Annotated in this window: 20 protein-coding genes and 1 tRNA gene; 5 read left to right on the top strand and 16 right to left on the bottom strand. The window is 53.6% G+C overall.

Going from position 1 to position 24,456, the window contains the following annotated elements; all coding sequences use genetic code 11:
• Positions 1–3 precede the first annotated feature (3 nt).
• On the bottom strand, positions 4–924 hold the full coding sequence (locus tag PCA10_RS09830; RefSeq protein ID WP_016491926.1) for a LysR family transcriptional regulator: 921 nt from the start codon (positions 922–924) through the stop codon (positions 4–6).
• Between the two features lie 107 nt (positions 925–1,031).
• On the opposite strand from PCA10_RS09830, the gene PCA10_RS09825 reads away from it, so the two are divergent.
• The 3 genes from PCA10_RS09825 to PCA10_RS09815 are packed head-to-tail and all read left to right on the top strand — an operon-like array spanning position 1,032 to position 4,569.
• On the top strand, positions 1,032–2,078 hold the full coding sequence (locus tag PCA10_RS09825) for an HlyD family secretion protein (protein WP_041770194.1): 1,047 nt from the start codon (positions 1,032–1,034) through the stop codon (positions 2,076–2,078).
• A complete protein-coding gene (locus PCA10_RS09820) occupies positions 2,068–3,627 on the top strand; it encodes an MDR family MFS transporter (protein ID WP_016491924.1) in 1,560 nt (519 codons plus the stop codon). Before PCA10_RS09825 ends, PCA10_RS09820 begins: the two co-directional genes overlap by 11 nt.
• 42 nt (positions 3,628–3,669) lie before the next feature.
• Positions 3,670–4,569, top strand: a complete 900-nt coding sequence (locus PCA10_RS09815; protein WP_016491923.1) for an EamA family transporter — start codon at positions 3,670–3,672, stop codon at positions 4,567–4,569.
• 39 nt (positions 4,570–4,608) lie between these two features.
• On the opposite strand, the gene uvrB is transcribed toward PCA10_RS09815, so the two are convergent.
• Positions 4,609–6,624 (bottom strand): excinuclease ABC subunit UvrB, encoded by a 2,016-nt coding sequence (uvrB, locus tag PCA10_RS09810; RefSeq protein WP_016491922.1) that lies wholly within the window; start codon positions 6,622–6,624, stop codon positions 4,609–4,611.
• Between the two features lie 184 nt (positions 6,625–6,808).
• Between uvrB and PCA10_RS09805 the strand changes: the two genes are divergently transcribed.
• Both PCA10_RS09805 and PCA10_RS09800 read left to right on the top strand, forming a co-directional pair.
• Complete coding sequence (locus PCA10_RS09805; RefSeq protein WP_016491921.1) at positions 6,809–8,005, top strand: amino acid aminotransferase; 1,197 nt, start codon at positions 6,809–6,811, stop codon at positions 8,003–8,005.
• A gap of 69 nt (positions 8,006–8,074) precedes the next feature.
• Positions 8,075–8,150, top strand: a tRNA-Asn gene (locus PCA10_RS09800).
• Between the two features lie 348 nt (positions 8,151–8,498).
• Here PCA10_RS09800 and PCA10_RS09795 read toward each other — a convergent pair.
• The 14 genes from PCA10_RS09795 to rpsA form a co-directional block, all read right to left on the bottom strand.
• Positions 8,499–8,816, bottom strand: a complete 318-nt coding sequence (locus tag PCA10_RS09795) for a ComEA family DNA-binding protein (RefSeq protein ID WP_041770193.1) — start codon at positions 8,814–8,816, stop codon at positions 8,499–8,501.
• Positions 8,817–8,878: 62 nt separating this feature from the next.
• Positions 8,879–10,882 (bottom strand): polysaccharide biosynthesis protein, encoded by a 2,004-nt coding sequence (locus PCA10_RS09790; RefSeq protein ID WP_016491919.1) that lies wholly within the window; start codon positions 10,880–10,882, stop codon positions 8,879–8,881.
• Between the two features lie 83 nt (positions 10,883–10,965).
• On the bottom strand, positions 10,966–12,141 hold the full coding sequence (locus PCA10_RS29555) for a DegT/DnrJ/EryC1/StrS family aminotransferase (protein ID WP_016491918.1): 1,176 nt from the start codon (positions 12,139–12,141) through the stop codon (positions 10,966–10,968).
• Positions 12,142–12,173: 32 nt separating this feature from the next.
• On the bottom strand, positions 12,174–12,797 hold the full coding sequence (locus tag PCA10_RS29550) for a NeuD/PglB/VioB family sugar acetyltransferase (RefSeq protein WP_081663928.1): 624 nt from the start codon (positions 12,795–12,797) through the stop codon (positions 12,174–12,176).
• Positions 12,794–13,402, bottom strand: a complete 609-nt coding sequence (locus tag PCA10_RS09780; RefSeq protein WP_016491916.1) for a sugar transferase — start codon at positions 13,400–13,402, stop codon at positions 12,794–12,796. Before PCA10_RS09780 ends, PCA10_RS29550 begins: the two co-directional genes overlap by 4 nt.
• A complete protein-coding gene (locus PCA10_RS29360; RefSeq protein ID WP_016491915.1) occupies positions 13,399–14,601 on the bottom strand; it encodes a glycosyltransferase family 4 protein in 1,203 nt (400 codons plus the stop codon). The genes PCA10_RS09780 and PCA10_RS29360 overlap by 4 nt, the downstream gene beginning before the upstream one ends.
• Before the next feature lie 2 nt (positions 14,602–14,603).
• Positions 14,604–15,713 carry a glycosyltransferase family 4 protein gene (locus tag PCA10_RS29545; protein WP_016491914.1) on the bottom strand — a complete coding sequence of 370 codons (1,110 nt, stop codon included), beginning with the start codon at positions 15,711–15,713 and terminating at the stop codon, positions 14,604–14,606.
• Positions 15,710–17,134: an O-antigen polymerase gene (locus tag PCA10_RS30280; RefSeq protein ID WP_144276961.1), complete on the bottom strand. Its 1,425-nt coding sequence runs from the start codon at positions 17,132–17,134 to the stop codon at positions 15,710–15,712. The genes PCA10_RS29545 and PCA10_RS30280 overlap by 4 nt, the downstream gene beginning before the upstream one ends.
• Positions 17,124–18,089: a glycosyltransferase family protein gene (locus PCA10_RS30275; RefSeq protein WP_016491912.1), complete on the bottom strand. Its 966-nt coding sequence runs from the start codon at positions 18,087–18,089 to the stop codon at positions 17,124–17,126. The genes PCA10_RS30280 and PCA10_RS30275 overlap by 11 nt, the downstream gene beginning before the upstream one ends.
• Positions 18,090–18,095: 6 nt before the next feature.
• Positions 18,096–19,370, bottom strand: a complete 1,275-nt coding sequence (locus PCA10_RS29540) for a flippase (RefSeq protein ID WP_144276959.1) — start codon at positions 19,368–19,370, stop codon at positions 18,096–18,098.
• Complete coding sequence (locus PCA10_RS29535) at positions 19,318–20,628, bottom strand: nucleotide sugar dehydrogenase (protein WP_144277030.1); 1,311 nt, start codon at positions 20,626–20,628, stop codon at positions 19,318–19,320. The genes PCA10_RS29540 and PCA10_RS29535 overlap by 53 nt, the downstream gene beginning before the upstream one ends.
• Before the next feature lie 228 nt (positions 20,629–20,856).
• Positions 20,857–21,906, bottom strand: coding sequence for an LPS O-antigen chain length determinant protein WzzB (locus PCA10_RS29530; RefSeq protein ID WP_016491909.1), 1,050 nt, complete (start codon positions 21,904–21,906; stop codon positions 20,857–20,859).
• A 212-nt stretch (positions 21,907–22,118) separates the two neighbouring features.
• Positions 22,119–22,403, bottom strand: a complete 285-nt coding sequence (ihfB, locus tag PCA10_RS09760; protein WP_016491908.1) for an integration host factor subunit beta — start codon at positions 22,401–22,403, stop codon at positions 22,119–22,121.
• A 149-nt stretch (positions 22,404–22,552) separates the two neighbouring features.
• On the bottom strand, positions 22,553–24,232 hold the full coding sequence (rpsA, locus tag PCA10_RS09755; protein ID WP_016491907.1) for a 30S ribosomal protein S1: 1,680 nt from the start codon (positions 24,230–24,232) through the stop codon (positions 22,553–22,555).
• Between the last annotated feature and the right edge of the window lie 224 nt (positions 24,233–24,456).

Raw genomic sequence — 24,456 nt, 5'->3', positions numbered from 1 at the left:
CGATCAAAGGCGCGATCTTATCAGGCTGGCAGCCGCTGGCTCCAGCAAGTGTCCTTCCTGCACCGGCAGGCTGCGCATGAGGAAGTCGAGGAAAGCCTTGACCTTCATCGCCTGGAAGCGCCGCGACGGGTAGACGGCGTAGATCTCGCCACTGGGCAGGCGCGCCTCGGGCAGCAGTTCGATCAGCTCGCCGCGCTGCACGGCGGGCTCGGTGAACATCAGTGGCAGCGCGGCGATGCCGGCGCCGGCCATCACCGCCTCGCGGGCGAAGGTGATGTTGTTGCAATAGAGCACGCGCTGGCAGGGCACGCTCTCCCCCTGCAGCATCCAGTAGCGCTGGGAGTCCTGGGGCAGCAGCACGGCGCGATGGCCGGCTAGCGCCTCCACCGTACGCGGCGTGCCATGGGAGGCGAGGTAGTCCGGACTGGCGCAGAGCCGGCGAGCGCTCTCGAACAGCTTGCGGGCGATCAGGGTGGAATCCTGGGGCTGGCCGATCATGATGGCGATATCCACGCCCTCCTCCAGCGGATCGACATTGCGCGAGGTGATCTCCACTTCGGCGGTGATCTGCGGGTACTGGCGCATGAAGCTGCCGAGCACCTTACCGAGGAACAACTGGCCGAACTCGATGGGCGCGGTGACCCGCAGCAACCCGGAAGGCTCCTGCTGCAGTTGCATCACCGCCTGCTCGGCCTCGGCGAAGTCCAGCATGATCTGCCGGCAACGCTCGTAGTACGCCTGCCCCACTTCCGTCAGGCGCAGCTTGCGGGTGGTGCGATTGAGCAGGCGCACGCCAAGGCGCTCCTCCAGCAGGGCGATACGCCGGCTGACGGTGGATTTCTGCATACCCAGGCTTTGCGCCGCCTGGGTAAAGCTGTGGCATTCGACCACGCGGGTGAAGATCAGGGCGTCATCAAGGCCCATTATTGTTCCCTATAAGCAACAAAGTTTCTGAATTGTACCGTCTATTAGCGAGCACGGAACACTGCTAAATTTGCAACATTCTGAAAAACTTGAGCCGCCTTTTCCCCATGCCCGCCAAACTTCAACGCCGCATGTTCGTCTTCCTCGCCCTGGTGGCACTGGTCATCGCCGCGGTCTTCGCCCATTGGCTGCTGATCGGCCGCTTCGTCGAAACCACCGACAATGCCTACGTCCAGGGCGAGATCACGCGCATCTCCAGCCAACTCGGCGCGCGCATCGACGAAGTGCTGGTCAACGACAACCAGCAGGTCAAGAAAGGCGACCTGCTGGTTCGCCTGGAAGCCGACGACTTCAAGCTGAACCTGGAACAGGCTCGCGCCCTGCGCGCCACCCGCGAAGCCGAGCTGGCCCAGGCGCAGAGCAAGCTGGCCCAGCAGTCCAACCTCATCGCCGCCAGCCAGGCCGACGTCAGCGCCAGCCAGGCCAACCTGGGCCGCACCCAGATCGACCTGTCCCGCGCCGAGACCCTGCGCAAGCCGGGCTTCATCTCCGAGGAGCGGGTCACCACGCTCTCCGCCGACTCCCGGGTGGCGAAATCCCAGGTGGCCAAGGCCGAGGCCGACCTCAAGGCCCAGCGCCAGCAAGTGGATGCCCTGAACGCCGAGATCAAGCGCCTGGAAGCCCAGATCACCACCGCGCGCGCCGAAATCGCCCAGGCCGAGCTGAACCTCGGCCGCACCGAAATCCGCTCGCCCATCGACGGACGCGTCGGCCAGCGCGCCGCGCGCAATGGCCAGTACACCCAGGCCGGCGCCTTCCTGCTGTCCGTGGTGCCGGATTCGAACATCTGGATCCAGGCCAACTTCAAGGAAACCCAGATCGAGCACATGCAACCCGGCCAGACCGCCGAACTGGTGTTCGACAGCTTCCCCGGCACCCCGATCGAGGGCCGCATCGACAGCCTGTTCGCCGCCTCCGGGGCGCAGTTCAGCCTGCTGCCGCCGGATAACGCGACCGGCAACTTCACCAAGGTGGTACAGCGCATTCCGGTGAAATTGACCTTCGCCGCCGACAATCCGCTCCAGGGCCGCATCCGCCCGGGCATGTCGGTGCAGGTCAAGGTTCGCCTGAAGGCCGAAAACCATGGCGGCTGACGCACTGCTCCGTCCCACGGGCGAGCCGAGCCGACGCGACTGGATAGCGGTGATGAGCGCCATGCTCGGCGCCTTCATGGCGGTGCTGGACATCCAGATCACCAACTCCTCGCTCAAGGACATCCAGGGCGCCCTGTCCGCCACCCTGGAGGAAGGCTCCTGGATTTCCACCTCCTACCTGGTGGCGGAGATCATCATGATCCCCCTCACCGCCTGGCTGGTGCAGCTCCTCTCGGCACGGCGCCTGGCGGTCTGGGTATCGGTCGGCTTCCTCATCTCCTCCCTGCTCTGCTCCCAGGCCTGGAGCCTGGAAAGCATGATCGTGTTCCGTGCCATGCAGGGATTCACCGGCGGCGCACTGATCCCCCTGGCGTTCACCCTGACCCTGATCAAGCTGCCGGAGCACCACCGAGCCAAGGGCATGGCGTTGTTCGCCATTTCCGCCACCTTCGCCCCCTCCATCGGCCCCACCGTGGGCGGCTGGCTGACGGAGAACTTCGGCTGGGAATACATCTTCTACATCAACGTGCCACCGGGCCTGCTGATGATCGCCGGCCTGCTCTACGGCCTGGAGAAGAAGGCACCGCACTGGGAACTGCTGAAGCAGACCGACTACGCCGGCATCCTGACCCTGGGCCTGGGCCTGGGCTGCCTGCAGGTGTTCCTCGAAGAAGGTCACCGCAAGGACTGGCTGGAGTCGAGCCTGATCGTCGGCCTGGGCAGCGTCGCCCTGGTCAGCCTGGTCCTGTTCGTCATCCTCCAGGTCTCCCGGCCCAACCCGCTGATCAACCTGGGCATCCTGAAGAACCGCAACTTCGGCCTGTCGAGCATCTCCAGCGTCGGCCTGGGCATGGGCCTGTACGGCTCCATCTACGTGCTGCCGCTCTACCTGGCGCAAATCCAGGGCTACAACGCGTTGCAGATCGGTGAAGTGATCATGTGGATGGGCATTCCGCAGCTGTTCCTGATTCCGCTGGTGCCCAAGCTGATGAAGGTGATTTCGCCCAAGCTCCTCTGCGCCCTGGGCTTTGGCCTGTTCGGTTACGCCAGCTTCGCGTCCGGCGTGCTCAACCCCGACTTCGCCGGGCCGCAGTTCAACCAGATCCAGCTCATCCGCGCCCTCGGCCAGCCCCTGGTGATGGTGACCGTGTCGCTGATCGCCACCGCCTACCTCCAGCCCCAGGACGCCGGATCCGCCTCCAGCCTGTTCAACATCCTGCGCAACCTGGGTGGCGCCATTGGCATCGCCTTGCTCGCCACCCTGCTGGACGCCCGCGCCAAGGTCTACTTCGACTACCTGCGCGAATCCCTGGTACCCGGCAATCCGCAGGTGGCCGAGCGCCTGGCGCTGCTGGCGGACAAACTCGGCAGCGAGCAGGCCGCCCTTGGCAAGCTCAGCGAGATCGCCCACCAGCAGGCCAGCATCATGGCCTACAATGACGCCTTCCATTTCATCGGCATCGTCCTCGGCATCAGCATGGTCGCCGTGCTGTTCACCCGCGCCCTCCCCGCCGGCAACACCGCAGGCGCCAGCGCCGCCGCCCACTAATCCCGCGCCGGGTATCCGGCGCTCCGTTTTTTCAGGCTGTACATGTCTTCCCAGGCTTCATCCCGCCGCACCCTTCTGCTGATCGGTGCCTTCGCCATGATCTACATCGGCTGGGGCACCACTTACCTGGTCAACCACTTCCTCCTGCGCGAGCTGCCGCCTTTCGTCATCGCCACCCTGCGCTTCCTCTTCGCCGGTCTCCTCGCCCTGGGCTGGGTGCTGGCCAGCGGCAAGGCGCAGGTGCAGCGCAGCGACCTGGGTGGCGCACTCATCGGTGGCGTGCTGCTGATAGCCGTCGGCCAGGGTGCGCTGATCTACGCCAACCAGTACCTGCCTACCGGCATGCTGGCGATGCTTTACACCACCCTGCCCCTCTGGAGCGTGGCCCTGGAGTGGCTGCTGGACCGCCAGCCGCCGCTGTGGGTGCTCTGCGGCCTGGCACTGGCCAGCGGCGGCATCGTGATGCTGATGGGCAGCGCGCTGGGCATGGACGCCGGCGTCGAACAGTGGTTCGCCGGCGGCCTGGTGGTCACCGCGACCCTGCTCTGGGCCGTAGGCGCCTGGCTGCTGCGCCAGCGGCCGCCGTTCCGCTCCAGCTGGATGGGACTCAGCCTGCAGATGCTCACCGGCACACTGGTTCTGGCGATATTCGGCGCCTGGCGCGGCGACTGGCAGGGCTTGGCGTTGAGCGGCGTGAGCGGCGATGCCTGGCTATGGATGGCCTATCTGGTGGTGCCGGTAAGCCTGGGCGTCTACCCGGCCTATTTCTGGCTGTTGCGCGAAGTGAAACCGAGCCTGGTGTCGACCTTCACCTTCGTCAATCCGGTGGTAGCCCTGCTACTGGGCTTCCTGATCCTCGACGAACGGCTGGAGGCCACCGCCCTGCTCTCCTGCCTGGCGATCCTGGTCGGCGTGGTCATGATCATTTTCGGCCGCCGCTGAGCGCAAACAACAAGGGCGCCCGCTGGCGCCCCTTTCCCATCACAGCTTGAGCAAGCGCTCCCGCAGCTTCTGAATCTCGTCGCGCAGCTGGGCCGCTGCCTCGAACTCCAGGTCGCGCGCCAACTGGAACATCTTCTCTTCCATCTGCCGGATGCGCTTGGTGATCTCGCTGGGTGAGCGCAGCTCGGCCTCGTAGCGGGCGTTCTCCTCCGCCGCCTTGGCCATGGCCTTGCGCTTGTTGCTGCGCGAACCGGGCACGGTGGCGCCTTCGAGGATGTCCTGGACATCCTTCTTCACACCCTTGGGCACGATGCCATGGGCCTCGTTGAAAGCCACCTGCTTGATACGCCGCCGCTCGGTCTCGCCCAAGGCGCGCTGCATGGACCCGGTGACGTTGTCGGCGTAGAGAATCGCTCGCCCGTTGAGGTTGCGCGCGGCGCGACCGATGGTCTGGATCAGCGAGCGCTCGGAGCGCAGGAAACCCTCCTTGTCCGCATCGAGGATGGCCACCAGAGACACCTCCGGCATGTCCAGGCCCTCGCGCAACAAGTTGATCCCGACCAGCACGTCGAACGCGCCGATTCGCAGGTCGCGGATGATCTCCACCCGCTCCACGGTGTCGATGTCCGAGTGCAGGTAACGCACCCTGACGTCGTGGTCGGCCAGGTAGTCCGTCAGGTCCTCGGCCATGCGCTTGGTCAGGGTAGTGACCAGCACGCGCTCCTCCACGGCCACGCGCTTGCGGATTTCCGAGAGCAGGTCATCCACCTGGGTGGTGGCTGGGCGAACCTCCACTTCCGGATCCACCAGGCCGGTGGGGCGTACCACCTGTTCGATCACCCGGCCGGCGTGCTCACCCTCGTAAGGGCCAGGCGTGGCGGACACGAAGATGGTCTGGGGGCTGATGGCCTCCCACTCGTCGAAGCGCAACGGGCGGTTATCCAGCGCCGAGGGCAGGCGGAAGCCGTACTCCACCAGGGTTTCCTTGCGCGAACGGTCGCCCTTGAACATGGCGCCGACCTGGGGAACGGTGACGTGGGATTCATCGATCACCAGCAGGGCATTGGCCGGCAGGTAGTCGTACAGAGTGGGCGGCGCCTCACCCGGCGCGCGGCCGGAGAGGTAGCGGGAGTAGTTTTCGATGCCGTTGCAGTACCCCAGCTCGAGGATCATCTCCAGATCGAAGCGGGTGCGCTGCTCCAGCCGCTGCGCCTCCACCAGCTTGTTGGCGGTGCGCAGCTGCTCCAGGCGCTCCTTGAGCTCGTCCTTGATCTTGTCCACGGCCTCCAGCAGCACTTCGCGGGGCGTCACGTAGTGGCTCTTGGGATAGAAGGTGAAGCGCGGCAGCTTGCGAATCACCTCCCCGGTGAGCGGGTCGAAGGCCGCGAGGCTTTCCACTTCGTCGTCGAACAACTCGACGCGGATTGCCTCGAGGTCGGATTCGGCCGGGAAGATGTCGATGACATCGCCACGCACGCGGAAAGTGGCGCGGGCGAAGTCCATGTCGTTGCGGGTGTACTGCAACTCCGCCAGGCGCCGCAGCAGGGTGCGCTGGTCGAGGCGATCGCCACGGTCGATGTGCAGCACCATTTTCAGGTAGGACGCCGGGTCACCCAGGCCGTAGATCGAGGAGACCGTGGCGACGATGATGGCGTCGGGCCTCTCCAGCAGGGCCTTGGTCGCCGACAGACGCATCTGCTCGATATGGTCGTTGATCGAAGCATCCTTCTCGATATAGGTATCGGAGGACGGGACGTAGGCTTCCGGCTGGTAGTAGTCGTAGTAGGAAACGAAATACTCCACCGAGTTGTTCGGAAAGAAAGAGCGAAATTCTCCGTACAACTGCGCGGCCAGGGTCTTGTTCGGCGCCAGAACCAGCGTCGGACGCTGTACCTGGGAGATGACGTTGGCGATGCTGAAGGTTTTCCCCGAGCCGGTCACCCCCAGCAAGGTCTGGTGCGAGAGGCCGGCTTCCAGCCCTTCCACCATCTGGCGAATGGCCTCCGGCTGGTCGCCGGCGGGCTCGAAACGGGTGACAAGCTGGAACTCCGACATGCTGACCTCGACTTGGGATGTGACACCTCGGCGGAACGGGCGTCATACCTGAGCGGAAAGCTTGCACGCGATGTCGCCGCAAGCTGTCTGGGTCGCTATAATACCGGCCCGATTGCGCAACCCCTAGCGCACATCGTTCGGGGTTGCATCCCATCCTCTTCTTCCTCCTCCGAGCTGCCGCATCATGAGTCTGTTTTCTGCCGTCGAAATGGCTCCGCGCGATCCTATCCTGGGTCTCAACGAAGCGTTCAACGCCGACACCCGCGCCGACAAAGTCAACCTGGGCGTAGGCGTCTACTACAACGAGCAAGGCCGTATCCCGCTGCTGCGCGCTGTAGCCGAAGCGGAAAGGGCCCGCATCGAAGCACACGCACCGCGCGGCTACCTGCCGATCGAAGGCATCGCTGCCTACGACCAGGCCGTGCAGAAGCTGCTCTTCGGTGCCAACTCCGAACTCCTCGCCCAAGGCCGCGTAGTGACTACCCAGGCCGTGGGTGGCACCGGCGCACTGAAGACCGGGGCCGACTTCCTCAAGCGCCTGCTGCCCAACGCGGTCGTCGCCATCAGCGACCCGAGCTGGGAAAACCACCGCGCCCTGTTCGAGTCCGCCGGCTTCCCGGTGCAGAACTACCGCTACTACGATGCCGCCACCAACGGTGTGAACCGCGCCGGCCTGCTGGAAGACCTCAAGGCCCTGCCGGCACGCTCCATCGTGGTCCTGCACGCCTGCTGCCACAACCCGACCGGTGTGGACCTCGAACTGGACGACTGGAAAGCCGTGCTGGAAGTACTGCGCGAGCGCGAGCACGTGCCCTTCCTCGACATCGCCTACCAGGGCTTCGGTGCCGGCATCGATGAAGACGCCTTCGCGGTACGCCTGTTCGCCGAGTCCGGCCTGCAGTTCTTCGTGTCCAGCTCCTTCTCCAAGTCCTTCTCCCTCTACGGCGAGCGCGTCGGCGCCCTGTCGGTAGTGACCAGCTCGAAGGAAGAAGCCGGCCGCGTCCTGTCCCAGGTCAAGCGCGTGATCCGCACCAACTACTCCAACCCGCCGACCCACGGTGCCACAGTGGTCGCCTCGGTGCTCAACAGCCCCGAGCTGCGCGCCATGTGGGAAGAAGAACTGGGCGAAATGCGCAGCCGTATCCACAGCATGCGCCTGGCCATGGTCGAGCAACTGGCCGCCCAGGGCGCCAAGCGTGACTTCAGCTTCGTCGCCCGCCAACGCGGTATGTTCTCCTACTCCGGCCTCACCGCCGAACAGGTGGAGCGCCTGCGGAGCGAGTTCGGCATCTACGCCGTCAGCACCGGCCGTATCTGTGTCGCAGCGCTGAATAACAGCAACCTGGAAGGCATCACCCGCGCCATTACCCAGGTGATCTGAGAAAGTCATGGAGAAGCTCAAGTAGATGCTTGACTTCTCCTTTCTAATCAGTAAGATACGCGCATCCGATCCGCGATAGCTCAGTCGGTAGAGCAAATGACTGTTAATCATTGGGTCCCTGGTTCGAGTCCAGGTCGCGGAGCCAAACAGAAAGCCCTCGGCACATGCCGGGGGCTTTTTCTTTCTGGGCTGGACTCTCACCAGGGACTACGTCCCAGGTTATTCGGTCCTCCGGCCCTCACCCCTTCGGGGCCGCGCTGAAGCGCGTTCGGCTTACGCCGTCGAGTCCAGGTCGCGGAGCCAAACAGAAAGCCCTCGGCACATGCCGGGGGCTTTTTCTTTCTGGGCTGGACTCTCACCAGGGACTGCGTCCCAGGTTATTCGGTCCTTAGGCCGCGCTAAAGCGCCCCTCGACAGCGCCACATTCCCTCTGCGGATAGCGCCCCCCAACAAAAAAGCCGGCACATGGCCGGCTTTCTGATGCACTAGTTACTCACTCCACGCTGAGCCTGTCGCGATTCTGCTCCAGCGTCTTGGCGCCTATCCCCTTGACCTCCAGCAGGTCATCCACCGAGGAGAACGGGCCGTGCTCATCGCGATGCTGCACGATGGCTCGAGCCTTGGCCTCTCCGATGCCAACCATCTGCCCCTGGAACGCAGCCGCATCGGCCGAGTTGATGTTCAGCGCACCCTGTGCCGCCGCGCTCGCCGCCACGGCGGGTGCCTCCTGAGCGGCACTGGCAACCTGCGCATAGCCCAGGCAGAAGGAACAGAGTACGAAGAGCAACGAAACGATTCGAGAACGAAGCATGTTGAACACTCCCTGTCATCAGTATTGGAAAGGGCGGTACTTCCTAAACCGCCCAAACCAAACTAGTGCCTGGAGTTGGAAGGCTCAATCCGACGCTGCTGATGGATCCAGTCAACAATTTCTTCTTCAGGGGTGTAACCGTTAACGGTTTCACGTAGGAGCTGACGAACACGAACGTAGTCATCCTTCTCTACCGCAACGAACAACTCGGCCAGAACACGCTTGTAGACATCCCAGGACAAATGCTCTTCGTTGGCCCGCATGATCATCGGATGCTCGGTCGGACTGACGTTGTCACCGATCAACAGCTCCTCATAGAGCTTCTCGCCCGGACGCAATCCAGTGAACTCGATAGAGATGTCGCCACTGGGGTTGCGCTCGGAACGCACGGTCAGACCGGACAAGTGGACCATCTTCTCGGCAAGCTCGGCGATTTTCACCGGCTGCCCCATGTCCAGCACGAAAACATCACCGCCCTGCCCCATGGAACCCGCCTGGATCACCAGCTGTGCGGCTTCCGGGATGGTCATGAAGTAACGCGTGATATTCGGGTGGGTAACCGTGATAGGCCCACCACGCTTGATCTGCTCACGGAAAAGCGGGATCACCGAGCCGGAAGAGCCCAGCACGTTGCCGAAGCGAACCATGGTAAAGCGGGTCTTGTTGACCCGATGCACCGCTTCGCTGTCGCCATACATCACCGGAGCGGACTCGCGACTCAATGCCTGCAAGGTCATTTCGGACAGGCGCTTGGTGCTGCCCATCACGTTGGTCGGACGTACCGCCTTGTCCGTGGAGATCAACACGAAATTCTCCACGCCCGCCTGCACTGCAGCCTGTGCGGTATAGAGAGTGCCCATCACGTTGTTCAACACACCTTCGGCAATATTGTGCTCGACGATGGGAACATGCTTGTAGGCGGCGGCGTGATACACGGTATCCACATCCCATGTCCGCATCACATCCACCAACCGCGCCAGGTTCCTCACGGAACCGAGGATCGGGATCAGCTGAACGCTTTGAGATTCACGCGCAATGCGCCGCTCAAGTTCGATCTGGATGTTGTAGAGGTTGAATTCGCTGTGCTCGAAAAGTATCAGCGTCTTGGGCCCACACCCCAGGATCTGCCGGCACAACTCGGAACCAATCGAACCACCGGCGCCGGTGACCATCACTACCTTGCTCTGGATGCAGCGCTCGAACAGCTCCTTGCGCGGCGGTACCGCATCACGACCCAGCAGGTCGGCGATATCGACTTCCTGGATGTCATCAACCTTGACCCGGCCACTGGCCAGGTCCATGAACCCTGGAACGCTACGTACATGCAGGGGATAGCCTTCCAGAGTGGCCAAAATCTCGCGACGACGAACTCGAGTTGCGGAGGGAATGGCCAGAAGCACTTCCTGCGCACCGGTTTGATCGATCATCTGCTGGATATGCTTGGGCTTGTACACCTGAAGCCCGCTAATGGTACGCGTAGCAATGCTGCTGTCATCGTCGATGAATGCTACGGGCCTCATGGCCCTCCCCATGCGCAACGCAGTGACCAGTTGATTACCCGCAGCGCCCGCACCATAGATCGCCACGCGAGGCAGGCCGTTATCTTTCGGACCGAATGGTATGGCCTGGCTGGCAACATACCAATCACCCAGAAAGTATTGGCGGATTGCCAAGCGCAAGCCGCCAATGAGTACCAAGCTGAGCCACCAGTAATTGAACACAATCGAACGCGGCACAACCTCAGGAGCGTCGCGATACCAGTAAACGGCCAGCGCTAGCAGTAGAGCCGAAAGCGATACGGCTTTAGCTATACCTACCAGCGCATCATTTCCGAAGTAACGCAGCACCGCACGGTACATACCCAAACGAACGAATAGAGGGATCGCAATCAGAGGCGCACAGACGAACAGCCACGCGTGACCGCCTAGAGGATCAACAAGCCTGTCTGTCCCAAGGCGCACCACGAACGCCAACCATAATGCCAGCCAAACGAGCAGCACATCAGCAATCACTTGAAGGATACGCTTACGCTGTCGACTCAGCCCCAGTAATCGCTCACGTAACATCGGCAACTCCTAACCCGACCAATCTTATGGTCTTGACTCACGGCCCATTGCAAAAAAGCAAAAGCACCGAAAAGAACATTCCATTATTCAGTGGCGTCTCTTATTACACTGGACAATACTTCACAAGTCTTCTGAATTTCGCTCTCTGTAAGCGTAGGATGGACTAAGAACATAAGGCTAGTCTCACCAAGCTCTTGAGCCACGGGTAAGCGTGCAACTGGCTGCCAACCAGTTCCTTCAAACGCCTTTTCCAAGTAGACCTCAGAGCAGGATCCGGAGTAACAAGGGACACCGCGAGAGGTGATTTCATTCAGAAGCCGGTCTCGTGTCCAACCAGCTTTTAGCTTTTCTTGCTCGACAAACACATATGCTTTGTAGGCAGCATGCTCGATGTTTGCCGGAATACTTGGAACTCGTAAAGCAGGCAATTGACTCGCGCATCGCCAAATGGATTGGGCGTTCTTTTTACGTAGTTCATGCCACTGAGCCATACGTTGCAATTGAATCCGCCCAATAACGGCCTGGATCTCCATCATGCGCCAATTGGTACCGAAGCTTTCGTGCAGCCACCGAAATCCCGGAGCGTGCTGCCGCTCGTAGACCGCGTCCCAACTCTTGCCATGATCCTTGTATGACCACATCTTAGACCAAAGGTTGCGGTCGCGGGTCGTAACCATACCGCCCTCGCCCCCGGTAGTCATGATCTTGTCCTGACAGAACGACCATGCCCCGATGTGTCCTATAGAGCCTACAGGGCGCCCTTTGTACATTGCGCCGTGCGCTTGGGCACAATCCTCTATTACAAAGAGCCCGCGTTCTTCAGCGAGTTCCATGATTGGATCCATATCGCACGGCCATCCGGCCAGATGGACGCAAATCACAGCCTTCGTCCGTGAAGTCAAAACAGCCCCGATAGATTCAGCTGTAATATTTTGCGACTCGCGGTCTATATCGGCAAAAACCGGAACAGCGCCCGCCGTAACAATTGCCGACGCAGACGCCAGGAAAGTTCGCGAGGTTACAACCACTTCATCGCCCGCGCCAATTTCCAATGCCTTGAGAGCCAAATCGAGAGCGACCGTTCCATTGGCCAGGGCGATCGCATACTCCGTTCCAGCCCATGCCGAAAACTCCCTTTCAAATTCGCGACACTCTTGACCAGTCCAATAGTTAACCTTATTAGATAGGATAACATCACGGACAGCATCGGCTTCCTCTTCGGAGAACGAGGGCCACGGAGAAAAAGACGTATTCAGCATTTAGGTATCCTGTCAAAACTCTGAATTATATATCACTTAACTAGCTGACGTGCAGGTACACCTACAACGGTCAGTCCGTCAGGAACATCATCGACTACAGCAGCTCCGGCCCCTACGACAACAAACCGACCGATATTAACGAGTTGACGAACGCAAGAACCAATCCCAATCCAACTTTGCTCACCAACCTTAACCCCACCCGCCAACCTAGCACCTGGACTTATATGTACTGCGGTCGACAATCGACAGTCATGATCCACACTGCATCCGGTATTTAAAATACAGCCAAATCCAATATGCGCACCCGCGTTTACCTGCACACCAGCAAATACAACCGTACCCACTTCAAGCAATGCATAGCGACTTACAAAAGCTTGGGGGTGGAGCAAACTAACCAGTGGCGCGCCAGCGTTCTGAAGCTCCATAAGCAACTTGTGGCGTACAGCATTATTACCTACCGCCACCACTACACCTTCAAAATCGAGGAGCCGGCTATATAGAGCTTCACTTCCACCACTTATGGGCCAAATATCATTTTTGCTTTGAATCTGAGGGGCATCATCAAAGAACTCTATCTGGCGCCATCCGCAGTTTTCAGCAGTATCTGCAACAACCTTTCCATGACCACTAGCACCGAGAATCGCCAATCGTTTCAAGAGCGTCCCCCTTTAAACTTCGACATGGTCGCCTCTCCTTTGCTAGTGATACCCTCTCGCGCTATCACTTTCCTTACGGTAAGTAGGAGTATTTTCATGTCAAGCTTGAATGACTGATTCTCGACATACCACACATCCAGCTCAAACCTCTCGTCCCAGCTTAGCGCATTTCGGCCATTTACTTGCGCCCAGCCAGTTATCCCAGGTCGCACCTCATGACGACGAAACTGTTTTTTATCGTACAAGGTCAAGTATTCCATAAGCAGTGGACGAGGCCCAACAAGACTCATATGACCTCGAAGTACATTCCACAGCTCAGGTAACTCATCCAAGCTAGTAGAGCGCAGAAAAATTCCCAGCTTTGTTAGACGCTCCGAATCAGGCAAGGAGCGGCCACTTGAGTCATGGCTATCCACCATCGTCTGAAATTTTACCATCTCAAATGGGATACCATTAAGTCCCGGCCTGATTTGGCGAAAAAAAACCTTGCCAACATCGAGCTTAACCCACATGGCAATAAATAAAAGCAGAGGAAACAAAAACACAAGCAAAACCAATGCGACCAAAAAATCAAAAAAACGCTTAAACGATCTAGAAATATTCATACAGCCGTTTCCACGAATATCTTCTCTAAATTCATGGCCAGTACGTCTCTATTGTACATGGACTCAGCTAAAGATTTTGCCCGCTCACCACTAGCTTTAACAAGCCGATCGTCAGACAAAAACTCAACCACTTCACGTGCGGCCTGCTCCACATCTCTAGAGATTACCAAACCCACTCTTTCCCTTTTAATTATTTCCTTCTGCCACCCACCATAATTGATTGCGATTGGCCGAGAAGCTGCGAGAGCATCAAAAAATTTATTGGCAGAATTATCTTCCAACTCAGGAACATCAATAATCAACGAAACAATTATCGAAGAGTCCCGCAGCGCATAGACCAACTCATCCTTTGGAAGTGGCGGCAGGACAAAGAAATTAACACCATTGACCCCTAAAGTATTCGAGAGCTCTACCACTTCATCGAGTTCGATACCGTCACCAACAACAACAAAATTAATATTTTTTTCTATTCTTATAGTCGCGGCAGCAAGCTCCGCAAGATAACCGACGCCGTTAACCTTCCCAATGGTCCCGGGATATAGAACTATAGGACCATCCGGAATATGAGGATTCTTTTTTCTAAACTCACCCCCCCTGATACTCTCATTAGAAAACAACTCCAAATCACAGCCATTTGGAATTACCGTTATTTTTCTCCTTGAGACACCACGAGAAGCTATGCCATCAGCCATGCCTGGAGACAACGCAACTATATGAGATGAATACCAATAGGTAAAACGCTCTAAAATATTTGCCAAAAAAATCAATATGGGATTTCTCAAAACCCCCATCGCGATAGGAATTCTTGGCCATTGGTCACGAACTTCAAAAACCAATGGAACACGCTTGAAGAATGAAGCAATAACCCCAGGGACAGCCACAGTCAATGGAGTGCTGGTTGCAAAGACTACGTCCGCCCTCAATCTTATAGCCTTTAACGAGGAAAGAATCGCAAACAAAAAAAATGACTTCACACGAGAAATAAATCCCATCTTGTTATTATAGTCAACGCCAATCCAATGCACCTTTATCCCTGAAACTTCATCCACGCCTCCATCAACCAACTCTTCCTTTGGACGCGAGCTAATCATATTTACTTCATGACCTGCTGCAACCAACCTTCTAGCCATTTCATAGGATCGAGTCCCCCCGGCATCCTTTGGGGTTTTGAAATATTGATGGATATAAACAATTCTCACCTTCATCCCTCTTTCGAAATAGAAGTATAAAATCTTTTAGCTATTCTATCCCAACTAAACTCCTGCAGTTTCTCCCTCAACTCTCCTGACATCACCCCTTCTGGATATTTTTCAATTAGCTCAATAGAACAAATAGATAGCTGATCTATATCCCGGCAATGCGCCGACCTAACGAAATCACAACCATCAAAATATCCATCTATCCCCTGCCCCTTAGTGTGAACAACCGCGCACCCCTGGGTCAGGGCCTCAATATAAACAAGACCAAAAGTTTCACTCTTCGACGGAACAATCAGAACGGACGACTTCCTATACAAATCCAGAAGCAGATTCTTATCTGCTACTTTACCAACCACATCTACTCCAGGAGGAATCCCGCCGGCACCGATCAATCTCTCAACATCTTCACTATCTCCCCCAACAATTCTCAGATTGCTCGACACCCCCTTATGAGACAACCGTTCATGAACATCCACGACCACATCTATATTCTTATTTCTATCCAAACGCCCAACAAAAATAAGACCTTTCCTTGGGGTTGATCCGGCATATATATTATCCAACCAAAACCTATCTACGCCATTTGGCAATATAATTCGCCTACTTATAACTCGATAAAGGCATGGATATTTAACTTTGAAAACATCCTCTTGAGCAGGACTCAAAAACACAACAAGATCAGAATACCGAAGCATTAACCACATCAAAGGCCTATAATGTGGTAGCTTAGGGATAAAGAAATTTATATCCGTCCCCCGCACAAACAAACAGTACTTCCGCCTCCGTATGCAACTATAAAGAAATGCAGGCAGACCGTCTGACCATAGGCTATGCGCAACAACATAGTTCTCTTTATTTTTTGAGAAAGCCGAAATGAAGCGAACTGCAACCCAAAGAGCCTTCATTAGAGGAAAATACTTAAGCACTGGAAATATGCAGTAGTCGTAAACAACAGATACGCCAGATCCAGATATAGAATTCACACCTCGATCCGTCCTTCGACGAATAGGAACATAGATCTTTTGCGTAATAACATCGCCACCCAACGCAAGTATAAGATTGCAATGAACCTTGCTTGAAATAAAATTATTGCATATATGTAGAAAATTCATTTTTTTGCCATCCCAGGCCTGCCAACTCTATAAACAAGATATATTAAAGAACAGACTACAAACGTAGGCAAAAACAACCAGACCGCACTACCGAAAGCCGAAAGCTCCAATTTAGGCAGCATGAAAATGAATCTAAACAATATCGACGAATAAACGAAATACACTAGGAAGCTTCCACGCCCTCTAGCATATAGATAGAAGGTTCTAAAAATGAAACCCGCAACTATCGAAAACACGACTACAAAAGGAATCCCTCCATTTGCAAAAAGCTCTCCAAAAAAAGTAGGTGGAAATCCACCCGGTCGACCTGGATAAAAATTCTCCTTTATCTCATGCCCGAGGAAAATGACGTCATATCCTGGAACGAAATAACTAAGCCAATAAAAGAACGTCTTCCCCAAGTAAAAATCTTGAGTCTCAGAATAGTAATGAACAACCTCCATCAGGATTGGAACTGATGGAACATTACTTCTTCCAAAAATAAAAACCAAAAACCCCGTCAGAAAATCATTCCCAATCTCTGCATCAAAACTACCTTCCTTCCCGATATATAGTAAATTACTATAATATCTCAAAAAATATACAGAAATAATAAACAGAAGAAATAGGACAGAGTATTTTGCCAACCTTTTGTAGCTAACTGTTAGTCCGGAAAAGTGCGCCAGAGCCAAGAATACAAAAAATAGAGAAATGCTGTACCAGATGCGACCAGTGGACAAGAGGATGCAAAGACCCAATACGAATATTATTTTGTATAAAACTCCAATGCTCCCAAAGTAAGCCACCCTCCTTAGCATTAGAAAGAAGAGTCCAACCACTATAAAGTTGTATCCAAAGGTAGAATAGAAAGAAACATCTTCAGCGCGATGATCTCGTGCGCCAAAATCTTTCAACAACAACAGAAGGTCCCCACCGCCATACATATAAGCATTCAAAATATAATTAAATATCCCAACAGCGATACTTACTCCTCCTAAGAACAGTAGTGATCTATTTGAAAAGACACACGTCACCTCACCCTTCGCCTCTGCATATCTATAGAGGCCAGCGAAATAATCACCGACCCAATAGCCTATAACTCCTATAGTGAAAACAAATATCGCATCGAATAGAAGCGAGTACCTATCAGGACGATTGGAAAAATTATCGTGATATAAAAAATCAAACCCATAAAAACAAATAATACCTGCAAAAACATAGAATAGAGACGACATCAAATAGAACCATGTTATTGGTTCGAAGACAGAAAGTCCGCCTCTAACGACGATCAAAATAGAGACAACAAGAACAGATAAAAAAACAAAAAAATATGCAACCCCGGAATTTTCATCAACATAAATACTGGAGAGGCAATAAATTAGCAGGATAACCAAACTAATAAACACCGCAAGCACGGTGGAAGGAAGTAATTTACTGTTCATTCTTCACACCGTCTGCGAGTGCGTCCATTAGCCCTCTCGTTAGAGTCTTTGAATCCCAGTTTTCAACTGCATATCTTGCGCCGTCCATATTAACGGCCCTACTCGCATCACGACGCTTTGCTAACGCATCACTGAATGCCTTGGAAATGCTTAAATCATTTCCAAATACCGCCTTTTCACAATATGGAAGGTCGTACGTATAAACTACGTGACACCCGTATGCGAGTGCCTCCCTAACTGTCCCACCAATTGCGTCATGTGAGACCAGCCTTAATAAAATTGGTTTAACTCTCAAGAGCGAGTCTATATCTTTTACCCAGCCGAGAAACTTCAAGTTACGTTGTGACTCTAAAGTCCAGCGACCCTCTCCACCGATTACAAAAAAGTCTATCTCGGGATATGCCCTGGACAAAGCCAGTACCTGCTCTCCTCCGTAAAATTCATGACGCTCATCTGGTATATACGTCAAGACAAAAAACCGATCTGGCGCCAACTCTGTGACTTCTGAAAAATTAATTTGCAACGGAAATATGGAAGACTTTGCGTCGAGCCCTAAAGGCAATAATTCTTGTGAAAACCAAGGAGCACCTGCCAAGTGAAGATTCTTTTTAGAAAGCTCTAAGAATAAAGTATTTCTATCTACCTCTTTAGATGCCATGACTACGTCGGTACCAATCCAGTAAACACAATAAACAGCACGTGACTTTAACGATGAAAAAAAGAACCATACACAATCAAACAGAAACATCTTCCAGTTTCTTGCTCCGGGACGAAGCCCGACTCGAACAACCACATCAGACCTCATCAGGTGAAATAACAATCGAGGGAATGTTTTCACACCCAATGAGAGTCCTGTAGCGAATGCAGATTGGCTGTCGTACGAATTAACGAGACGAGCTAATCGCTGCGGCCAATTGAGAGTCCCTATGAACAATACCTTCTTAATTTTTTTCATTATTTATTAAAATCTTTTATATACAAACCAACCAAGAAAGAACGCGACCCCATAAGATATCGAGGTCGCGGAAGCTGCACCCACTGCACCATATAATGGGATTAAGTAATAATTCAGTGTAGCGCTAAATAGAAGGCAGGTTAAAGACACTACAACCATGACACCCACACGACCAGCGGCCCCTGTAGCACTCGCAAGGACTCTGGAAACATTGAATAGCACCATCCCTGGGAGCAGAATTTTTATAAGAGTTGACGCCTCAGCATATCTGTCACCAAATACCAAAACGATTGCCCAGTCGACGACAACGAATAGAATCAACAGCCCCAAAAATGATGAAATAAAAACCCATTTCAATGACTTCTTGACGATGAGATCTACCCCGTCGCTATCATTTTTTGACTTCATTGATGCGAGGCTCGGGAACATCACCGTAGAAATGGCTTGGGATATCATCCAAAATCTCTCTACTACTTGTTGAGCCACTGAGTAAATACCAACAGTTGAAGCCCCCCAAAAGATACCCAAGATATAGATATCCACTCTATACACTAGGAAAGAACAAAGATTCGCGACGTGCACCTTCCAACCATAAGAAATGGACCGCAAAAATTTGTCCTTTGAAATGGAGCCACGAGAAAGCTCATCCCTAAAATGGAAAGCCATAAAGAAAAATGAACTTATATTTCCTAGCCCCCAACCCAAAAAATACATGCGATGATCACGAACACCAAACATGACTAAAGAAATGGTTATTGCTAGAAAAAAGGCAGAAGGAAGAATCATTGAAAAATTGTAATATTCGAATCTCAGAAGGCCTTGCAAAGCCCCTAATAACCAACTATTACAAGCAATAAAAGTTCCAAAAAAAACAACACCATATAGATAGGTCCAGTCGTCATCAGTGACTGTCAGAAACTGTCTGGAGACAGCCAGCCCACCCAAAAATATGCATAAGTAGAGGAGCATCATGGTTACAGATGTTGAAACCACTGATGACGCAGTTGTTTCACCACGACCAATAAAATAGGCGTTTGCTTGCCCAAGCCCAAGATTTATCATTAGGCCAAATGTTAACGCAGCAGTCATCGCGAGAGAAAAGGCCCCATTCCCTTCTGGCCCGAGATAACGAGCAATAATAAGTATGCTAAAAAAATTTAAAATGGCAGACATTCCCTGCCTGCCAAATGCCATTAGAACTAATTTTAAATATTTTTTCCCCTTCATCTTAAGCCTTGACGATGTTTCCTCGGCTTTCTCTGAACTTTCCTCGCGTGTCAACAATCAGTCTTGCGGACTTTTCAATCAATCGATAATCAAAAAGGTCATGGTCCGTAGTCAGAACCAGTACGTCATACTCTCTTATGGTGTCATCATTCAAAGCAACACTAGTCAAGCCAGTTTTATGACCATGATGATCAACAAAATCAGATACATGTGGATCACTATAGTCCACTCTCGCACCTTTATTCCCCAGCATAGCCATAATTTCTACCGCCGGTGACTCACGCATATCATCGATGTTCTTTTTATACGCGACACCAAGCACAAGAACACGACTACCCTTCAGTGATTTCCCATGAGAATTTAGTGCATCTATGGTTTTACCAACCACCCACTCGGGCATATTCCGGTTTACTTCCCCAGCCAGCTCAATAAATTTTGTATTGACGCCATACTCCCTCGCCTTCCAAGTCAAATAGAAGGGATCAATGGGAATGCAATGCCCACCCAATCCGGGTCCCGGGTAATAAGGAGTAAAGCCGAATGGCTTGGTGGCCGCAGCGTCGACTACTTCGAAGATATCTATGCCCATTTTATCGGCAACTACCTTCATTTCATTAACCAGCCCAATATTTACAGCTCGGTGGATATTCTCCAGCAACTTTGTCATCTCAGCTGCTTTGGTAGAACTCACCTCAACGATACGGTCTATCGCCTGTTCATAGAGAGCAACACCAACCTCTAAGCATTCGTTAGTGTGTCCACCAACTACCTTTGGAATCGTTCTGGTTTCAAAGTTTGGATTACCGGGGTCCTCTCGCTCAGGCGAGTAAATCAAGAAAATATCCTTTCCGACTTTAAGTCCATTTTCCTGAACTCTAGGGAGCAGTTCCTCTTCGGTCGTCCCAGGATAGGTTGTACTTTCTAGAGATACCACTTGCCCTGCTCGCAAGTATGGTTTAAGCGCGTCAGTCGTGCTAATCACGTAGCTGATATCAGGCTCTCTGTACTTATTTAGAGGAGTTGGAACACAAAGTATCAGCGCATCACATTCGGCAGCTCTAGAGAAATCAACTGTCGCCTCAAAACCAGTTCCTCGCGCTTTTTCTATTCTTTCCGATGAGATATGCTCAATATAACTCTTCCCCGAATTCAACTGAGATACTTTCCTGGCATCAATATCAATACCCAAAACACGGAAACCAATAGAATTATATCGCAACATCAACGGGAGCCCGACATATCCGAGCCCAACTATACCAATAACTGACTGCTTATTTTTCAGCCTACCAATCACATCCTGCTTGCAGTTCAATTCCACGACTCACTCCACATAAAATAATTGATCAAATAATTTAAAATCTCTATCCCTAAGCACTATTCCCGATCAATCATCCCCCAACACGTAAAAATATCTGCATTCATAACCCACATACCGTATCTCGGATACAAAAAAACATGAACCATCCGCACACTATTACGTATAAATTCAATAATTAAGAGATAGCTATGACTACACTAATTACAGAGAAGAGGATTGCGCCTAGTTTCTGCGCTTTCGAGAGAGCGCAGAGCTAGCTAACACAGCACAGATGCTAACCGTAAATCCTGCGATAATACTAAGAAGCATAATGGGCAAGACCTGAGGTTTGACTGGTTGTTCAGAAGCCTCAATTTCACCATCTAAATTAGATACAGCAATAGCGCCCATATCTACGCTAACGCCAGTATACCGAGAATAACGCTCTTCTAGGTCTCGCAACCCAGGAATGAAAGGGTCATCCGACTTGCGGTTTTCCAGTAGATTCAGCTCTGCTTTGAGGGCTTTAGATCCTCGCATGTACATTAGCTCCCCCTCCATCACGGCAGATAATTGCCTCTGCAACTGAGCGGTAACAACAGGCGGGTTATCCATTCCTATCTCATCCGCAATCGCCAATGCTTCTTTGAGTCTTATAATCCGATCTTCCCGACGAACCTTAGCCGCATCTTTCACAATTTGAATTCGATGAAGAACCGAATCAGCCTTCATCGACAACTGGCTTCGGGCGTTGTTCAGCATATCCTGACTCGCATCGTTCGATACCATCTGAATATACTGCATAAGCCATTTTGCTGCTTGCTGAGGATCCGTATGCAGAAACGTTAGCGTGTATCGATCAGGTCGCGCCTTGTCTCTAGTCTCTATCCTAAAACTATTTATGAGCCTTCGATATAAGGCACTTTGTTCAGACACAGATGAATCATGAAAGGCTGGGAAATAGTACTCTTTAAAAAATTTACCTAGACTCTCATCAGATATAAGTCGCTGCTTGAAAACGGCATATACATCGTTCGGGCTAAAGGGTGCCAAACCGTCCCCCTTATCCCGCCCAGTATTGAATCCTGTTACTTGGCTAATTTTAGGTGCCTGTACGGATACTTTTGCCTCATAAATCGGCTCAACATATATTAGATATGCACCTGCAACTGCCACACAGATCAGCACTACAGAAAGAACTAACCAGCGCTGCTCCCACAGATCGGAAACCATCTTAAAAATATCAATGGCTTCGCCACTGGTAGGGTCTGCGTTCTGATCACGATCAATCACTTAAATTTAGCCCCTACTACAAAAGTGCCAGAATTCATAAACCCTGAAACCTTATATACCTTCCAAAAACAAAAAATCACAAACACAAACACAAACACAAACACAAACACAAACACAAACAAGGACTATAAAGTCCCTTATAAATTGATGCAAAATCCTAAATATTCTCTTAGCTTACTAGCACCAATGGCAACAAGGTAATAACTTATAGTTTATTCAATTTCGTTCACTCTATCTCGGAGCTCCTTGCCCGGTTTGAAATGCGGCACGAATTTACCGTCCAACCTCACCGACTCCCCTGTCTTTGGATTACGCCCTACGCGTGGCGCACGGAAATGCAGCGAGAAGCTGCCAAAGCCACGAATCTCGATACGATCGCCTGTCGCCAGCGCCTGGGACATCTGCTCAAGCATCGTCTTGATGGCAAGCTCTACGTCCTTAGACGACAGCTGGCCCTGATGAGTAACAATTCGTTCGATCAACTCCGACTTGGTCATGGTTTTCCCTTCTAATTCAAGCGGCTAGATCAGCTCTAGGAGTTTTTAGCACGCTAGGGAGGCTTTGAACAGCCCAAACGCCGGAGGAGAAAACGCGGACAACAAAAAGGGCGGCCTAGGCCGCCCTTTTTGCTAACGGAGAGGGGTGATTAGCCCTGGTTCTCCATCTGAGCACGGATCAGGTCACCAATGGTGGTCGGGCCGGTGGACTCGACTTCCTGCTTACGCAGTTCCTTCATGGCGTCCTTCTCGTCATCAACGTCCTTGGACTTGATGGAGAGGCTGATTACGCGGCTCTTACGGTCGATGCTGATGATCTTGGCTTCGACTTCTTCGCCTTCCTTCAGCACGTTGCGCGCGTCTTCAACGCGGTCACGGCTGATTTCGGAAGCCTTCAGAACACCTTCGATCTCGCCGCCGAGGCTGATTACAGCGCCCTTGGCGTCGATTTCTTTCACGGTGCCGCGAACGATGGTGCCTTTCTCGTGCATCGAGGCGTAGCTGGAGAACGGATCGTCTTCCAGTTGCTTGATGCCCAGGGAAATGCGCTCACGCTCCGGATCAACGGAGAGGATGACGGTTTCCAGCTCGTCGCCCTTCTTGAAGCGACGTACGGCTTCTTCGCCAACTTCGTTCCAGGAGATGTCGGACAGGTGAACCAGACCGTCGATGCCGCCTTCCAGGCCGATGAAGATACCGAAATCGGTGATCGACTTGATGGTGCCGGAGATCTTGTCGCCCTTGTTGAAGCGGCTGGAGAAGTCTTCCCACGGGTTGGACTTGCACTGCTTGATGCCCAGGGAGATACGACGACGCTCTTCGTCGATGTCCAGAACCTGAACTTCCACTTCGTCGCCAACCTGAACGACTTTCGACGGGTGGATGTTCTTGTTGGTCCAGTCCATTTCGGAAACGTGTACCAGGCCTTCCACGCCCTCTTCCAGCTCGGCGAAGCAGCCGTAGTCGGTGAGGTTGGTAACGCGGGCAGTAACGCGAGTGCCTTCCGGGTAACGCGCCTTGATGGCGACCCATGGGTCTTCGCCCAGCTGCTTCAGACCCAGGGAGACGCGGTTGCGCTCGCGGTCGAACTTCAGGACCTTGACGTCGATCTCGTCACCAACGTTGACGATCTCGGACGGGTGCTTGATACGCTTCCAAGCCATGTCGGTAATGTGCAGCAGGCCATCTACGCCGCCCAGGTCAACGAACGCACCGTAGTCGGTGAGGTTCTTGACGATACCTTTGACTTGCTGGCCTTCCTGCAGGGATTCCAGCAGAGCTTCGCGCTCGGCGCTGTTCTCGGCTTCCAGGACGCTGCGACGGGAAACGACAACGTTGTTGCGCTTCTGGTCCAGCTTGATGACCTTGAACTCGAGTTCCTTGCCTTCCAGGTGAGTGGTGTCGCGCACAGGGCGCACATCCACCAGGGAGCCCGGCAGGAACGCGCGGATGCCGCTGACGTCGACGGTGAAACCGCCCTTGACCTTGCCGTTGATAACGCCTTTGACCACTTCTTCGGCGTTGAAGGCAGCTTCCAGAACCAGCCAGGACTCGGCACGCTTGGCTTTTTCGCGGGACAGCTTGGTTTCACCGAAGCCATCTTCCACCGCGTCGAGCGCTACGTGGACCTCGTCACCCACCTTGATGGTCAGCTCGCCTTGTTCGTTGTAGAACTGCTCGACCGGGATGACGCCCTCGGACTTCAGGCCAGCATGGACGGTGACCCAGTCACCATCGATGTCGACCACGATGCCGGTGATGATTGCACCCGGCTGCATGTCGAGGGATTTCAGGCTTTCTTCAAAAAGTTCTGCAAAGCTTTCGCTCATGTTCATACCTGTAGTCAAAGGCCAGGAAAGGCCCTATTCCGCACTCCAGCCAATGCGGTCAGATCATCAATAGAGGCGACGGGGATCGAAGCTGGTATCCCGCGCCACCCCGGTGGCGCCGTTTCCCGCAGATGCGAGCTACGACGCAAAACTCAGGGTTGACATTGGCTCTTTCAGCCTCCAGACGGAGAAATCGAGCCAACATAAGGGCTGGAATGGTAGCA

Origin of the sequence: Pseudomonas resinovorans NBRC 106553 (genome assembly GCF_000412695.1) — a bacterium.
GTDB classification, from domain to species: Bacteria; Pseudomonadota; Gammaproteobacteria; order Pseudomonadales; family Pseudomonadaceae; genus Metapseudomonas; species Metapseudomonas resinovorans_A.
Note: the sequence above shows the minus strand (reverse complement) of the source record. Positions and strands in the feature narration are given on the sequence as shown.

Bases quoted from the DNA above. Each gene is read 5' to 3' on its own strand.
- PCA10_RS09830 (WP_016491926.1), bottom strand. From the start codon at position 924: ATGGGCCTTGATGACGCCCTGATCTTCACCCGCGTGGTCGAATGCCAC.
- ihfB (WP_016491908.1), bottom strand. From the start codon at position 22,403: ATGACCAAGTCGGAGTTGATCGAACGAATTGTTACTCATCAGGGCCAG.
- PCA10_RS09805 (WP_016491921.1), top strand. From the start codon at position 6,809: ATGAGTCTGTTTTCTGCCGTCGAAATGGCTCCGCGCGATCCTATCCTG.
- PCA10_RS30280 (WP_144276961.1), bottom strand. From the start codon at position 17,134: ATGAACAGTAAATTACTTCCTTCCACCGTGCTTGCGGTGTTTATTAGT.
- PCA10_RS09820 (WP_016491924.1), top strand. From the start codon at position 2,068: ATGGCGGCTGACGCACTGCTCCGTCCCACGGGCGAGCCGAGCCGACGC.
- PCA10_RS09780 (WP_016491916.1), bottom strand. From the start codon at position 13,402: ATGAATATTTCTAGATCGTTTAAGCGTTTTTTTGATTTTTTGGTCGCA.
- PCA10_RS09815 (WP_016491923.1), top strand. From the start codon at position 3,670: ATGTCTTCCCAGGCTTCATCCCGCCGCACCCTTCTGCTGATCGGTGCC.
- rpsA (WP_016491907.1), bottom strand. From the start codon at position 24,232: ATGAGCGAAAGCTTTGCAGAACTTTTTGAAGAAAGCCTGAAATCCCTC.
- PCA10_RS09795 (WP_041770193.1), bottom strand. From the start codon at position 8,816: ATGCTTCGTTCTCGAATCGTTTCGTTGCTCTTCGTACTCTGTTCCTTC.
- PCA10_RS09790 (WP_016491919.1), bottom strand. From the start codon at position 10,882: ATGTTACGTGAGCGATTACTGGGGCTGAGTCGACAGCGTAAGCGTATC.
- PCA10_RS29555 (WP_016491918.1), bottom strand. From the start codon at position 12,141: ATGCTGAATACGTCTTTTTCTCCGTGGCCCTCGTTCTCCGAAGAGGAA.
- uvrB (WP_016491922.1), bottom strand. From the start codon at position 6,624: ATGTCGGAGTTCCAGCTTGTCACCCGTTTCGAGCCCGCCGGCGACCAG.
- PCA10_RS09825 (WP_041770194.1), top strand. From the start codon at position 1,032: ATGCCCGCCAAACTTCAACGCCGCATGTTCGTCTTCCTCGCCCTGGTG.
- PCA10_RS29545 (WP_016491914.1), bottom strand. From the start codon at position 15,713: ATGAATTTTCTACATATATGCAATAATTTTATTTCAAGCAAGGTTCAT.
- PCA10_RS30275 (WP_016491912.1), bottom strand. From the start codon at position 18,089: ATGAAAAAAATTAAGAAGGTATTGTTCATAGGGACTCTCAATTGGCCG.